A 13792-nucleotide genomic window follows, 5' to 3' on the forward strand; every position below is an offset into this window, starting at 1 on the left:
AGCAATAACATTTATCATTGTACACAAGTTTCGGCTTAGTTTCACATCATACAGTTTGGTTTGCGCCATTTTGCACATTTTAGAAAGCGCCTCCATCTTACTACAAGAGTGGCTAACAGTTTTTTAATTTTTTTTGAAAAAAAGTGCGATTTTTCCAGAAAAATGAGCGTTTTCTAGTGAAAATTTATTTTTTATAACAGCATTTTTGTAAAATATTTGTTAGAATAGAAAAGGACATTTCATTAGAAAGGGGGAGATGAAATGGATGGAGATCTTTCAAAGGATGTGGACCAAAAGATGAATTTACTCAAAAAGTGGTTCAATTCAATTGATTGGGAACAATTTTGGAATCATATTATTTCTGTCGGGATAAAAATTGCTATATTAATTGTTCTTTATTTTATTTTTCGCGTGGTTGGTAATAAGATTATTCGTAGTTTCTTCCGCAAGTATCGGCAACAACAAGCCGTTTCTGTTGGTCGGGCGGATACATTAGAGAGTTTAATTTCTAATTTTTACGGTTATGTTTTATTCTTCACTTTTGCGATTTTATTATTACAGAACTTTATGGATGTTACGGCGATTATTGCGAGCGCTGGGGTTGCGAGTTTGGCAATCGCGTTTGGTGCGCAAGGGCTTGTCAGTGACGTGGTAACTGGATTTTTTATTCTGCTTGAACGACAACTTGATGTTGGTGATACGATTACAATTGGGCTCGTCAATGGAACTGTTGAGGCACTGGGACTTAGAACAACGCAGGTACGTGATTTTGATGGCACGCTTCATTTCATTCCTAACCGACAAATTATGGTCGTTAGTAATCATTCGCGCGGCAATATGCGTGTGATGGTGGACATTCAAATTAGTCCGCATGAAGATCCGGAAAAAGCAATTAAAATTATTAGTGAAGTTTGTGAAGTTGCTGCAAAAGAAAACAAAAATATCGTAGAGCCCCCTGTTGTATTAGGTGTGCAAAACATCGATGCGACTAATATGATGATTCGAGTGGTAGGTAAAGCCGTGAATGGTGAACAATACTCTGTTCAACGTGATTTACTCAAAGATATCCGCGAAGCACTCGCAGAAAATGAAATCGAATTACCACTGAATTTTGTTAGCACTTTCGGACCAAATAATAATTAAAAAGACGTAAATTCGCTCATTTTGAGAACGAATTTACGTCTTTTTTATTTACTTTCCAAAAATTGAACTAATACATCAATCGCAAATGGAATCGCTTCTTCTTTTGGATTAAGTTTCGCGTGATGCAAACTGTACTCCGAATCTACACCTAGCCAAAACATAAATCCTTTAATTTCGGATAAAAAGTAACCAAAGTCTTCGCCGGTCATTGCCGAACGAGCTGGCACATAACTTTCAGGGTAACGTTCTTCTAAAAACTGGATAAATTCTTCGGTTTCAGCTGGATCATTGTCTACTTGATAATAATCCGAACCCGGATGGAATTCTACTTCACATTGGTAAGCCTCTTCCCAACCTTTTGCCAGTTGTTTCAAACGAGTCCAAACAATTTCCATGGTTTCTGGTGAAAGCGTCCGAATTGTCCCATCTAAATAGGCCGTTTCCGCAATGACATTTTGAATTTCGCCGCCGTGAATCCGACCAATCGTAATAACTGCGCTATCCATTGGATCAATATTCCGGCTTATAATCGTCTGCATTTGCCCAACAAACGCACTTGCAGCAACAACCATATCATTCGCCAAATGTGGATACGCTGCGTGGCCACCCTTACCTTTAAATGAAATAAAGAGTTCTGATGTGTTGGCGAACAGTAAGCCTGGCTTAATCGCAATTTCGCCGACTTTGTATTCTGGTGCGATATGAAGTCCGTAAATACTATCTGGACGCCACTCGGCAAATTCCGCGCTTTCCATAATTGGTTTGGCGCCGCCCGGTCCTTCTTCTGCTGGTTGGAACACGAATAGTAGATTATCTTTGGCAGGTTTACTTGCAAAATGAGTCAACACACCAAGCGCGATACTCATATGTAAATCATGTCCACAAGCGTGCATATTACCGGGATGTTTTGATGCGAATGCTAGACCAGTCTCTTCTGTAATTGGCAATGCATCAATATCGGTACGGTAACCAATAGTTTTCTCGGGATTAGTCCCTTTTACTAACACTAAAATCCCGGTACGCCATTTTTTTACTTCTAAATGTTCGTTCGGTAATTTGCTAATATAATCTAATAAATAAGCTTGTGTTTTTAGCTCTTTGTAACCTGTTTCAGGAATTTGGTGTAAATCACGTCGAATGGCAATAAATTCATTTAACATGGCGACTCTCTCCTTCTAAAAAAGGACTGCTCCGCCAACAGACGAAACAGTTCCCTTTGATTTTTTAAAGTTGGCGAAGTTCTTGCATGATTTCTGTTTTAGAAGCTGTTTTTGCATCTAATTTTTTAAGTTCACGTGCAGGAATTCCAGCCACTACTGTTCCAGGAGCTACATCTTTTGTAACGATTGCGCCCGCTGCTACAACTGCGCCTTCTCCAATACGTACGCCTTCTAAAACAACAACGTTCGCGCCAACAACTACATTATCTTCGACGATAACTGGTTGTGCGGACGGTGGTTCCACTACGCCGGCTAGGACAGAACCCGCACCGATATGGCAATTTTTACCAACAGTTGCGCGGCCGCCAAGAACAACATTCATATCAATCATTGTACCGTCACCGATAACAGAACCGATATTGATGCTTGCTCCCATCATAATTACCGCATTGTCGCCGATTGTTACTTGGTCGCGAATGACTGCGCCAGGCTCAATACGTGCGTTAATATTTTTCATATCTAACAAAGGAATAGCGGAGTTACGACGATCATTTTCAATCACATAATCTTCAATATTCGCTTTATTTGCTTCTAATAATGGCTCAACAACTGCCCATTCTCCAAAAATTGTTCCCGCATTTCCAGTAATGAAAGTTTTTACATCACTTGGGAAATCGATTTTTTCTAAGTTCCCTTTAAGGTAAACTTTGACTGGTGTTGCTTTCTTGCTATTTTGAATAAAAGAAATAATTTGGTGTGCATCCATTTGTTCCATGAATTTTTGTCCCCTTCCGATACGTTCTGCTTTCTATTTTGCCATAGCTATTTAACTTGTTCAAGGAATTTATCTGTTATTTCTAAAAACGCCTTCACTTGTGGTAAACTGAGTGACTGTTCATAAGTGAGTAAATTCGTTTCTCGGCTTAGAATCGAGCCGTCTTTTTCTGTTAGTGGGATTTTGTTGATTTTGTCCGTATAGCCTAACATCGTTACTTCCGGTAAAATCGCAAAACCAATACCATTTAAGGCCATTTGTCTTGAAGTTTCCATTTGATCCATAAGCATTGCTTGACGTGGCATTTTTCCGAAATTTCGTTGCCAGTAGTCTTGAATAACTTGGTAATAATTAGAATCGCTACGAAACTGAATAAATGGTCGATTCGTTTGGAAAACTTCTTCTATTTTTGTAATTTCTGTATCGACTAAAATTAATTTGTCATTAAATAATGGTTTTTGAACGCTTTTCCAAGTGGAATTTCCACGAACAATCCCGATATGAACATTGCCGGCAGCTAATTGTTGCGTCACTTCGCTGCTCCAACCCGTTACAAGCGAAATTTGCACGTTTGGATAGGCTCTTGAGAAAGCTTTTAGGACGCGCGGTAGCCACATTTGTGCAACTACACTCGCACAGGCAATTCGCAGTGTTCCCCGCACGACACCTTCCATCGCTTCGAGTTTCTCTTGGATAGTATGCTCACGCTCAATCACGCTAGATGCATGGCGAACAATCGCTTCTCCTTCCGGGGTTAGCAATAGTCCTTTTTGTGTACGAATAAAGATTTTGGTGTTCCATCTGCTTTCAATTGTTTGTAAGCGTTGTGACAAAGCTGGCTGACTTAAAAAGAGCTTTTCCGCACTTTTCCGCATATTGAGTTCTTCCGCTAAACAAACAAGTAATTCATATTCTGTGACAATCATCTATTTTCCTCCACCTGCAAATGAATATAACGATTGACTTGTTTTAACACAACGCGTCTAGTTACGATTCCTTCAAAATGGTGGTCAGCATCTACAACACAAACAAAAGGATGATCCACGAGTAAGTGAACAATTCGTTCGTTATTACTAAAATCTTTAATTACCGGGAAATCCGTTTGCATGACATCTTCTACTTTTAAATCTTCCAATCGTTCAAACTCGATACGTTCGAGTCCAAGAATTGCATCTGTAATCATTGCTGCACTTATTAATCCATGGAGTTTAAATTCAAAGTCTAGTACAGGAATAACTGAATAACCGCATTTAGTTAAAACAAGTAGTGCATGTTCTAAGTTATTACCAAGCTGCACGTGGGCAACCTTTTCAGCGGAAATCATAGAATCAGCTAGTTCATTATCGATAAATTGTCCAAATCTATTTGAGATCATTTAGAATCTTCCTCTTCCTTGTATTTTCAAGCTCTACGAAGTTTCTTTCAACTTTTAAAATAAAGCGAAACTTTTCCATCTCCTATTCTACCATACTATTTAGTCTGATTTCTTTCATTTAGTGCTTGAAAATAAAAAAAGCTGTGAATAAATATTCACAGCCTCTAAGTAAATAACCGGGTTATCCGATTTTTACCTTCTTATTCGTTTTCTTGTAATGTTTCAAAAATTTCGATAGCCGTCATGTCAATATCATCAAACTGATATTTACTATTGTCGCCATAGATTTCTACTTCAAATGAGTTAGAAGCTTGGAAAAACTTCACTTCGCACACAGGCGTACCATTTTTTTCAAAACGTCTTGCTTGTGTTTCAGCAGACTCATCTTCTTGCATTGCATGTAAACGTTGAATAATTCCCAATAACTGAGACATCTTACCTCTCCTCTCAAATCCACCATCTGACGTGCAAATATTGGCATACCTTGCTGTGGTACACGCGTGGCAATGCTTTTTTACATATTTCCTCATAGTTGGTTTCTTCGCCATATCTTATTTCTTTCACTATACTACCAAATTTTATCGCAAACCGCACGTATAACGCAAGGGTTCTGGAAATATTCAGAAAAAGAAATTATTTTAAATTAACCAGAAAGACACGATTTAGCGGATTTTACGTGTGTTTTATCCAAAAAAAGACTGTAAAAAGGAAATAATCTTTTTTACAGTCTTTTGATAATTAAAATTCATTTTTTCGATTAGCAGTAGAGCTTATAATCATTTTCGTAGCTCGCACAATGGTTTTATGGCGGTTGAATCCTTTGACACAAATCGTTTGATCACCAATTGTTGCAAACACTTCTCCCCATGAACCACAAGGATTAAAGCCATAAGCATGTATTTTTAGCAAGCCATCTTTTGTTGGAAAAAAGAGAGCTTCATATTTACCTGGTTTAGTCATATCCGGCGGCCCCTTCCACATTTACAAATCATTTCTAAATGAAAATGATTATCATTATTAAAACTATCTTATAGCATTCCAAATAAAAGTGCAAGGGTTTTTAGTAATATTTTCAGACATTTTGCTTTTCTTCCTTTTTGAGCTATAATGGAATGAAATTACGAAGCTTACTCCCACCTGATTTTCACGGGATTTTCTTATAAAGAAAGGTGACGAAAATGACAAAATCAATTCGACCGGAATTACGCGACATTCAAGTAAGTGGTATCAGAACTTTTAATACACGGGTAACGGGCATTCCCGATATGATTCGCTTAACACTTGGCGAACCTGACTTTCCAACACCTGAACATGTCAAACAAGCAGCCATTAAAGCGATTGAAGAAAATTTTACCAACTACACACCAAACGCAGGTATGCCAGAATTGCTAGAAGCCGCCTCTACCTACTTTCATGAAAAATATGACCTAAGTTACACAAATAAAGAAATAATCGTCACAGTAGGCGCTACGGAAGCTATTTCAGTTGCCCTACAAACAATTTTAGAACCAGGCGACGAAGTTATTTTACCTGACCCAATCTATCCTGGCTATGAACCACTTATCACTTTGAATAAAGCACAGCCAATCAAAGTCGATACGACCGAAACAAATTTCAAATTAACGCCGGAACAATTACGTGCGCATATTACGCCTAAAACGAAAGCTTTGATTATACCGTATCCTTCCAATCCAACAGGTGTAACTTTAACTAAAGACGAACTCGCAGCCTTGGCAGAAGTTTTAAAAGATACGGGAATTTTCGTGATTGCTGATGAAATTTATAGTGAACTAACCTATCACGAAGAGCACGTGAGCATCGCGCCAATGTTGAAAGAACAAACAATTGTTATCAATGGCTTATCTAAGTCTCATGCGATGATCGGCTGGCGGATAGGCTTCTTGCTTGCTCCAGAAAGTCTCACAACTGAAATGTTAAAAATCCATCAATATTCCGTTACCTGCGCTAGCTCGATTTCCCAAAAAGCTGCATTAGAAGCACTTACAAATGGAAAAGATGATGCGTTCCAAATGCGTACTGAATATAAAACAAGAGCCAATTTCACACAAGACCGTTTAGAAAAAATGGGATTTACTGTTATTCCGCCGGACGGTGCGTTTTACTTCTTTGTTAAGTTGCCAGATACAATCCAAGAAAATTCCTTTGACTGGGCCATTAAACTAGCAGAAGAAGCCAAAGTAGCTGTCGTTCCCGGCAATGCTTTTTCAGAAAAAGGCGACCGTTATTTCCGCCTCTCTTATGCTACTTCTTTTAATAATTTAGCAGAGGCATTAGACCGAATGGCTGCTTTTCTAGAAAAATAAAAATAGCCCAACCACTTGGTTGGGCTATTTTTTTAACGGTAATATTTAATTAAAGCTTGGGTTCCTTCTCCGCTTAAACCTCGTTCTGCTAAAGTTTGGTACATTTTTTCTGCTAAAAGAAGTCCTGGCAAATCAAGTCCCATTTGTTTCGCTTCGGTAATCGCGATGCCCATATCTTTAATAAAGTGTTTAATAAAAAATCCTGGTGAAAAATCATCTTTTAAAACACGTGGAATCAAATTAGAAAGCGACCAACTTCCCGCTGCTCCTCCAGAAATTGACTCAAGGACGCGCGACGGATTAAGTCCTGCCGTTTCCGCATAAATGATGGCTTCAGTTACGCCAATCATATTGGAGGCAATAGCAATTTGGTTGACCATTTTAGTGTGCTGCCCTGCTCCAGCTGCTCCTTGTAATACTACACTGCTTCCAAGGATTTCAAAGATTGGTTTCACTTTAAGAAATGTCTCTTCTGCTCCACCAACCATAATAGCTAATGTGCCATTTTTCGCGCCAATATCTCCTCCAGAAACCGGAGCATCAAGCATACCGATTTCTTTTTCGAGAGCAACTTCTGCCATTTTTTTCGCTAGTGCTGGGGAAGAAGTCGTCATATCCACCGCGACAGATCCAGCAGCTAGATTGTCTAAAAAGCCATTTTCGCCTAAATATAAAGCTTCTACATCTTGTGGATAACCGACCATCGAAATTAACACGTCCACTTTACTTGCAAGCGCACCCGGCGTTTCTTCCCAATGTGCTCCTTTACTTAATAAGCCTTCCGCTTTCGCTTTCGTGCGCGTATAAACAAATACGTCATAACCAGCATCTAACAAATGCCCCGCCATGCTTGCACCCATCACACCTGTACCAACAAATCCAATTTTCTCCATCATTTCAGCCTCCTAACTAAAAGTAACACCAATAATCGCTAACAATGCAAAAAACAATAGTAATAAACCAAGTAAAATCAAATGCACTTTCTTATACATCACAGTAATCGCAATAAATTCTCGAATTAACGCATTAGGCATATAGTATAAAGCCGTTTTTGCACCAATACCCTGGCTCTTCAAACCGGCTTTTCTTGCATAAATACCCGCCCGAAACAAATGAAAATTATTCGTTGAAAATAAGCTATTATAACTGGGCATAATCGCATCCATTTTCGCTTTTGAAAATTTCATATTTTGCAGCGTATTCACCGATTTATCTTCCATAATAATAAAATTTTCATCGATACCTTGTTCAATCAAATACCCTCGCATCGCTTCAGCTTCAGAAATAGTCTCATTAGCACCTTGGCCACCAGAAACGATAAAAGTCGCCCGTTTGCCTTTTTTAGCATATTGCTTGTTGTAGAATTTGATTGCGCGATTCAGTCGACTAGCAAGCAGCGGTGGTACTCTGTCGCCTCCTATCAAGCCACTTCCAAGCACAATTAAGAAATCTTGATTATACCTCGGAAAGTTAAATTGGTAGAGAAACGTAGACAAAAGAAATGATAAAAATAAGAACGAAAAGTAACCAACTAATGCCACGATAAAGACAACCGCAATCCCAAGAATCGGACTACCTGTTTTTAAAATACTAACAAACCACGTAATAATAAACGCTAAAATTCCTAAACCAATAATTAAAGGCAGCATATTTGCTAACTTGCGCCCTTCTCGTTTTAACATTAATCGCCCATTGACAATGAGCATCGTTGCTATCCCAATAACAAAAAACGGAATAAGCAATACTAATAAAAGTAATACCGTCCCCATAATCGAAACAAGTAGTTCATTCCCTTTTGAAAAAGTAGCGTAAACGACCGAAAGCACTGAAAAAAATAGCGCCATTGTCAAAACAATCCCATTGCTAATTCGCCGTCTATCTATAATCGACAAAACAATGAAAAGTAGCAGAAAAAAGCCTGCTAATATGTAGATAACCAACCTTGTTGCCCCCTTTAAAACTAACTGTCCTCCCAATTATACTTGGGCTCTTACTATTTCACAACATAAAAAGACCTAGACACGAAAAATGTCTAGGTCTTCAATCAGAGATTACTCTGCAGTATATTTTTCAACTAATTCTACAACTTCTTCTGCTGTAGATTTGTTTAAAGCTTCTTCCGCTAATTTCACCATTTCAGATTTATCTAAACGTTTGATTAGCGAACGAGATTTAAGAATGCTTGAAGCACTCATTGAAAATTCATCTAAGCCTAAGCCTAAAAGAAGTGGTACAGCCGTTTGATCTCCAGCCATTTCCCCGCACATACCAGTCCATTTGCCCTCTTTATGAGAAGCGTCAATTACCATTTTAACTAAACGTAAAATGGATGGATTGTATGGTTGGTAAAGGTAAGAAACGCGTTCGTTCATACGGTCAGCAGCCATTGTATACTGAATTAAGTCATTTGTTCCGATAGAGAAGAAATCAACTTCTTTTGCAAATTGATCAGCTAAAACTGCAGCAGCAGGAATTTCGATCATAATTCCAAGTTCGATGGAATCAGATACTTCTGTTCCAGCAGCTTTTAGTTTCGCTTTTTCGTCTAGTAAAATATCACGTGCTTGACGGAATTCATTTACTGTTGCAATCATCGGGAACATAATTTTTAAGTTACCATATACACTTGCACGAAGTAACGCGCGAAGTTGTGTACGGAATAATTCTTCATTCGCAAAGCAAAGACGAATTGCACGGAATCCTAAGAATGGGTTCATTTCTTCAGGAAGTTCTAGGTATGGTAACGTTTTATCGCCACCGATATCTAATGTACGAACAACCACAGATTTTCCGTCCATTCCGGATACTACTGCTTTATACGCTTCAAATTGCTCTTCTTCTGTTGGGAAATTGTCGCGACCCATGTACAAGAATTCTGTACGATAAAGTCCAACTGCTTCCCCGCCGTTAGAAATAACACCTTCTAAATCATTCGGAGTTCCGATGTTTGCTGCAAGCTCCACGTGAACGCCGTCTTTAGAAACGGTTTTTTCGTTTTTAAGTTTATCCCATTCTGCTTGTTGTAAAGCAAAATCAGATTTAATTTTTTCATAGTGAGCGATTTGTTCTTCTGTTGGGTGGATGATAACATTACCTTCCAAACCATCAATAATAACAATATCATTTTTCGCTACGCTAGCAGTAACTTCTTTTGTTCCAACTACTGCTGGAATTTCAAGAGAGCGCGCCATAATAGCGGAGTGAGAAGTACGTCCACCAATATCCGTTACGAAACCTTTAACAAAGTTACGGTTAAGTTGTGCGGTATCAGAAGGCGTTAAATCAGCTGCAACAACAACTACTTCCTCATCAATTAAAGCTGGATTAGGAATAGTCACACCTAGTAAGTGAGAAAGAACACGTTTACGTACATCTTTAATATCCGCTGCACGTTCACGCATGTATTCGTTGTCCATAGATTCAAACATACCAATAAACATGTCTGTCGTTTCTTGTAAAGCTGTTTCTGCATTCGTTTTAGCGTTTTTAATGCTTTCTTCGATTGGTCCTGTTAATTCAGGATCATTTAAAACTAGAAGATGCGCATCAAAAATTTGAGCCTTATCTTCGCCTAAGTCTTTAGCAGCTTTCTCACGGATCATTGAAAGTTCTTTTCTAGAAACTTCTAACGCGCTTTCAAAACGTTTTACTTCACTTTCAACATCCGTAACTTCTGTTTTTTCATAGGAAAGATCAGGTTCAACGAGCAGATAAGCTTTCGCAATGGCAATCCCATCAGATGCTGCGATACCTTTCAACTCTTTAGCCATTATTCAGCCAATCCTTCTTTCTTAAGAACTTCAGTAAGTCCTTCGATTGCTTCTTTTTCATCGCTACCTTCAGTGTAGATAGTGATGTCAGCGCCTTTACCAATACCTAAAGACATAACGCCCATGATTGATTTAAGGTTTACTTTTTTACCAGTGTATTCAATTTGAACGTCAGAGCTGTATTTACTTGCAGCCTGCACCAATAGAGTTGCTGGGCGTGCGTGAATTCCTGTTTCATCGATTACTACAAAACTTGCTTGTTCCATAATTTACATTCTCCTTTGTAAAGAAATTTGTTGTAACCTTTTAAGCCGAAAAAATTTCGACAAAAAAGACTATCCCTCAATTAAAAAGAGTACCATGTTTTACCTATTGTTACAACTATTTGATTAAAAATTTTTTAGAATATTTTTTTGCAGTCTGCCCTGTTTCCTACTTTGTAAGCTAGAGAAAAGGGAGCGTTTTCTATAAATTTATTACTAAAATGATTCCTTTTTTATTTAAAATACACTTTTTAATGGCTTATAGTTGATTTTAATGGGTTTTTAGTGCAAAATTTAAGGAAGGTTCAAAAATGCATACATTCTTTTTCAGCAAGATAGTGGCAACACCGAAAATTGAAGGAGTGATAACAATGGCAAAAGCACATGTTGGAGACATTATTGAATTTAAGGATGGCTTAACAGGAATCGTTGAGAAGCTCAATGAAAATTCCGTTATCGTCGACTTAACTTATATGGAAAATTTTAAAGATTTAGGTATTGAAGAAAAAACCGTTGTAAACCACAAAAATTACCAAATTATTCATTCTGTGGAAGAAGACGAAGAAGAAACCGAAGAATAACAAACAAAATAGTTTTTTAAGTGCGCAAAAATAAAGCATTTCCGAGTGATAATGCTTTATGTTTTTGCGTTTTTTATATGTAGAAAAACGGGAAAAGGAGCGTTTTAATTTGGAGAGTAAAAAGAAAATCGCCATTATTGGAGCTGGGCCAGGTGGCTTGGCTGCTGGGATGCTACTAAGTCAGCTCGGGTATCAAGTAAACATCTATGAAAAAAATGATCGCATTGGTGGCAGAACTGCGCTACACAAAATGGGCAAATACTCATTTGATGTCGGTCCTTCCGCGCTCACGATGACGCATATTCTGACTTCTCTATTTATGGACTGTAATCGAAATATTTTGGACTATGTTTCCCTTTTACCAATTAATCCAATACATACGCTTTATTTTAAAGATATTACTTTTCCGCTTTATAGTGATCATGCTGAAACAAAAGCCGTGATTAAAACCTATTTCCCTGGAGAAGAAGATGGTTTTGAACGTTTTATGAAAGAAAATACGAAAAAAATGCTCTATGTTTCCCCGCTTAACCAATTTAATTATAGTTCGTTGTTTGATTTTTTCCGCCCAACGACTTTGCGTGCTATTCCTAGTTTGACGCTTGGCAGGTCTTTAATGGATGATTTAGCGCGATATTTTAATAGTAGAAACCTTCGTCTCGCTTTTTCATTACAAATGCGCTACTTAGGCATGTCACCGTGGGATATCCCAGCTGCTTATAGCATTATCCCTTTTTCAGAATACTACTACGGCACCTTCCATCCAATCGGCGGGCAAAATAAAATTGTCGAAGCGATGCAGCAAGTAGTGACGGAAAACAAAGGAAAGTTCTTCTTTAATTCCGAAGTAACTGAGTTCGAATCAAACGGCAAAGATATTACCAGTGCAGCGCTTGCCAATGGTAAAACAATTGAAGCAGACTATTATTTCACCAATTTAGATTTTATATATTCCTTAACAAATGAACAGCCAAGCAAATTGGAAACGAAAGAATATTCCTCTTCGGCTTTTATTATTTATCTTGGTTTAAAGACAATCTTGCCTTTTTCACATCAATCGATTATTTTCCCAACCAATTATCGTGAATTTGCGAATAATACGATGCATAAGAAAATTTTGTCGCAAGATTTATCGATTCATTTGACAAATCCCTCTGCGACGGACAATACGATGGCACCAATCAACCATTCTAGCATTCGACTTATGGTACCTGTACCGAATAATACGAGTAATATCGATTGGCAAAAAGAAACACCTGCTTTTCGAAAATTAATTTTAGATACTGTAAAAGAGCGTTTAGATGTGCCAGATTTAGAAGACTATATTGAAGAAGAATATATTATTACACCTACAGACTGGGAAAAGAAATACCATGTTAAATACGGTGCTATCTTTGGTTTGCAACATCTATGGCGCCAACATGGCTTCTTGCATCCTTCCAAAAAATCGCCTAATTTCAAAAACTTATTTGTGATTGGTGCTGGCGCAATGTCGGGTAGCTCCCTTCCTTTTATTATCGAGAATGCCCAAATCGCTACACAGAAATTTTTACAAAAAGAAAAGAAATCCGAGTAATCATTCGGATTTCTTTTCTTTTTCCAGGCTGAAAAAATAACAAGCCGTGAAAATAATATTGGAAACAATGATAATCGCAATCGATGTCCATAAATCAAGATAAAACGACAAAAATACGAAAAAGGCGATGATAATCCAATAAACAATAACAATTTCTGATTTTAAATCTGGATATTTGAGGCGTCCCCAACTGTCCGTCAAACTCAAAATAAAGTAAATCATTAAATGTAAAATAAGACCTAATAACCACCAATTAACAAAATCAGATAGCTGTAATATCGTGAATCCATTTTGGGTAATGTAAAGTTGTTTGGATTGCATCGTGATTGGCTCGATTAACACTTCAAATATCATCACCATCGTTGCAGCGATAAAGGAATAAATCCCACCACGAATCCAGTCAATATTTATTTTCAGCGTAATTTCACGAGCGATAATATGCGTACCAGCAACCATTCCGACCCAGATAAAGCCCATTGTTACCGGAATCCCGTAGACGCTTCCGCCCAGCGCAGATCCAATATATTCATCCGTATAACTTAATTGCATCCATTCGATACAAGTACTCACAACAAAAATGAGCAAAGTAATTGCCGATCCAAGCCATTTACCATATTGCATAATAAAGAAAACAGCCGCAAAAACACCAGTAAATACTAAAAATAACGATTGAACTGCCGTCAGCTCTGGTGGAATAACATGCAAGGAAACAAGCAATACACTGCCTAAAAACCAGAATATATAAATCCAAAGTAAAAATTTGTAGTTTTTTTCTAACATCTATGAACCACTCCTATTTTTTAATTATATAGGATTTATTAAATT

Annotated in this window: 15 protein-coding genes; 4 read left to right on the forward strand and 11 right to left on the reverse strand. The window is 37.8% G+C overall.

From position 1 onward, the window contains the following. Nucleotides 1-297: 297 nt before the first annotated feature. Nucleotides 298-1143 carry a mechanosensitive ion channel family protein gene (locus HCJ55_RS03735; protein ID WP_185502666.1) on the forward strand — a complete coding sequence of 282 codons (846 nt, stop codon included), beginning with the start codon at nt 298-300 and terminating at the stop codon, nt 1141-1143. Between the two features lie 44 nt (nt 1144-1187). On the opposite strand, the gene HCJ55_RS03740 is transcribed toward HCJ55_RS03735, so the two are convergent. The 6 genes from HCJ55_RS03740 to HCJ55_RS03765 all read right to left on the reverse strand — a co-directional run bounded on the left by HCJ55_RS03740 (nt 1188) and on the right by HCJ55_RS03765 (nt 5413). Beyond that, entirely contained in the window at nt 1188-2303 is a 1116-nt protein-coding gene (locus HCJ55_RS03740) for an N-acetyldiaminopimelate deacetylase (protein WP_185502540.1), read from the reverse strand. Between the two features lie 64 nt (nt 2304-2367). Continuing rightward, complete coding sequence (gene dapD / locus HCJ55_RS03745; protein WP_008947393.1) at nt 2368-3078, reverse strand: 2,3,4,5-tetrahydropyridine-2,6-dicarboxylate N-acetyltransferase; 711 nt, start codon at nt 3076-3078, stop codon at nt 2368-2370. A 47-nt stretch (nt 3079-3125) separates the two neighbouring features. After that, the gene (ccpC, locus tag HCJ55_RS03750) at nt 3126-4004 is read right to left on the reverse strand and encodes a transcriptional regulator CcpC (protein WP_061387923.1); all 879 of its coding nucleotides are present in this window, start codon (nt 4002-4004) and stop codon (nt 3126-3128) included. After that, nucleotides 4001-4453 carry a cyclic-di-AMP-binding protein CbpB gene (gene cbpB, locus HCJ55_RS03755; protein WP_008947391.1) on the reverse strand — a complete coding sequence of 151 codons (453 nt, stop codon included), beginning with the start codon at nt 4451-4453 and terminating at the stop codon, nt 4001-4003. Before cbpB ends, ccpC begins: the two co-directional genes overlap by 4 nt. A gap of 200 nt (nt 4454-4653) precedes the next feature. Next, entirely contained in the window at nt 4654-4887 is a 234-nt protein-coding gene (locus HCJ55_RS03760; protein ID WP_003719227.1) for a YkuJ family protein, read from the reverse strand. A 304-nt stretch (nt 4888-5191) separates the two neighbouring features. Next, nucleotides 5192-5413: a hypothetical protein gene (locus HCJ55_RS03765; RefSeq protein ID WP_008947388.1), complete on the reverse strand. Its 222-nt coding sequence runs from the start codon at nt 5411-5413 to the stop codon at nt 5192-5194. A 218-nt stretch (nt 5414-5631) separates the two neighbouring features. Here HCJ55_RS03765 and HCJ55_RS03770 point away from each other — a divergent pair, with 218 nt between their 5' ends. After that, nucleotides 5632-6777 carry an aminotransferase class I/II-fold pyridoxal phosphate-dependent enzyme gene (locus HCJ55_RS03770; protein ID WP_008947387.1) on the forward strand — a complete coding sequence of 382 codons (1146 nt, stop codon included), beginning with the start codon at nt 5632-5634 and terminating at the stop codon, nt 6775-6777. Between the two features lie 32 nt (nt 6778-6809). Here the strand turns inward: HCJ55_RS03770 and HCJ55_RS03775 are convergent, their stop codons facing one another. The 4 genes from HCJ55_RS03775 to HCJ55_RS03790 all read right to left on the reverse strand — a co-directional run bounded on the left by HCJ55_RS03775 (nt 6810) and on the right by HCJ55_RS03790 (nt 10813). Then, entirely contained in the window at nt 6810-7670 is an 861-nt protein-coding gene (locus HCJ55_RS03775; RefSeq protein WP_185517360.1) for an NAD(P)-dependent oxidoreductase, read from the reverse strand. 12 nt (nt 7671-7682) lie between these two features. Continuing rightward, nucleotides 7683-8717 (reverse strand): YdcF family protein, encoded by a 1035-nt coding sequence (locus tag HCJ55_RS03780; protein ID WP_185502538.1) that lies wholly within the window; start codon nt 8715-8717, stop codon nt 7683-7685. Between the two features lie 111 nt (nt 8718-8828). Beyond that, the gene (gene ptsP, locus HCJ55_RS03785; RefSeq protein WP_185502537.1) at nt 8829-10547 is read right to left on the reverse strand and encodes a phosphoenolpyruvate--protein phosphotransferase; all 1719 of its coding nucleotides are present in this window, start codon (nt 10545-10547) and stop codon (nt 8829-8831) included. Beyond that, the gene (locus HCJ55_RS03790; protein WP_003719221.1) at nt 10547-10813 is read right to left on the reverse strand and encodes a phosphocarrier protein HPr; all 267 of its coding nucleotides are present in this window, start codon (nt 10811-10813) and stop codon (nt 10547-10549) included. Before HCJ55_RS03790 ends, ptsP begins: the two co-directional genes overlap by 1 nt. A 308-nt stretch (nt 10814-11121) precedes the next feature. Here HCJ55_RS03790 and HCJ55_RS03795 point away from each other — a divergent pair, with 308 nt between their 5' ends. Together HCJ55_RS03795 and HCJ55_RS03800 are read left to right on the forward strand one after the other, a co-directional pair. Next, nucleotides 11122-11391, forward strand: a complete 270-nt coding sequence (locus HCJ55_RS03795) for a YkvS family protein (protein ID WP_185391054.1) — start codon at nt 11122-11124, stop codon at nt 11389-11391. Nucleotides 11392-11449: 58 nt separating this feature from the next. Further along, nucleotides 11450-12967 carry a phytoene desaturase family protein gene (locus HCJ55_RS03800; RefSeq protein ID WP_185502536.1) on the forward strand — a complete coding sequence of 506 codons (1518 nt, stop codon included), beginning with the start codon at nt 11450-11452 and terminating at the stop codon, nt 12965-12967. On the opposite strand, the gene HCJ55_RS03805 is transcribed toward HCJ55_RS03800, so the two are convergent. Beyond that, entirely contained in the window at nt 12968-13747 is a 780-nt protein-coding gene (locus tag HCJ55_RS03805) for a DUF422 domain-containing protein (protein WP_185480169.1), read from the reverse strand. Between the last annotated feature and the right edge of the window lie 45 nt (nt 13748-13792).

The sequence above is a fragment of the Listeria marthii genome (assembly GCF_014227425.1).
GTDB classification, from domain to species: Bacteria; Bacillota; Bacilli; order Lactobacillales; family Listeriaceae; genus Listeria; species Listeria marthii.

Excerpts from the sequence above, each read along its gene's own strand:
- HCJ55_RS03800 (WP_185502536.1), top strand. The coding sequence starts at position 11,450 with ATGTTTTTGCGTTTTTTATATGTAGAAAAACGGGAAAAGGAGCGTTTT.
- HCJ55_RS03770 (WP_008947387.1), top strand. The coding sequence starts at position 5,632 with ATGACAAAATCAATTCGACCGGAATTACGCGACATTCAAGTAAGTGGT.
- HCJ55_RS03775 (WP_185517360.1), bottom strand. The coding sequence starts at position 7,670 with ATGGAGAAAATTGGATTTGTTGGTACAGGTGTGATGGGTGCAAGCATG.
- HCJ55_RS03740 (WP_185502540.1), bottom strand. The coding sequence starts at position 2,303 with ATGTTAAATGAATTTATTGCCATTCGACGTGATTTACACCAAATTCCT.
- HCJ55_RS03735 (WP_185502666.1), top strand. The coding sequence starts at position 298 with ATGAATTTACTCAAAAAGTGGTTCAATTCAATTGATTGGGAACAATTT.
- cbpB (WP_008947391.1), bottom strand. The coding sequence starts at position 4,453 with ATGATCTCAAATAGATTTGGACAATTTATCGATAATGAACTAGCTGAT.
- ccpC (WP_061387923.1), bottom strand. The coding sequence starts at position 4,004 with ATGATTGTCACAGAATATGAATTACTTGTTTGTTTAGCGGAAGAACTC.
- HCJ55_RS03795 (WP_185391054.1), top strand. The coding sequence starts at position 11,122 with ATGCATACATTCTTTTTCAGCAAGATAGTGGCAACACCGAAAATTGAA.
- ptsP (WP_185502537.1), bottom strand. The coding sequence starts at position 10,547 with ATGGCTAAAGAGTTGAAAGGTATCGCAGCATCTGATGGGATTGCCATT.
- HCJ55_RS03805 (WP_185480169.1), bottom strand. The coding sequence starts at position 13,747 with ATGTTAGAAAAAAACTACAAATTTTTACTTTGGATTTATATATTCTGG.
- HCJ55_RS03760 (WP_003719227.1), bottom strand. The coding sequence starts at position 4,887 with ATGTCTCAGTTATTGGGAATTATTCAACGTTTACATGCAATGCAAGAA.
- dapD (WP_008947393.1), bottom strand. The coding sequence starts at position 3,078 with ATGGAACAAATGGATGCACACCAAATTATTTCTTTTATTCAAAATAGC.
- HCJ55_RS03790 (WP_003719221.1), bottom strand. The coding sequence starts at position 10,813 with ATGGAACAAGCAAGTTTTGTAGTAATCGATGAAACAGGAATTCACGCA.
- HCJ55_RS03765 (WP_008947388.1), bottom strand. The coding sequence starts at position 5,413 with ATGACTAAACCAGGTAAATATGAAGCTCTCTTTTTTCCAACAAAAGAT.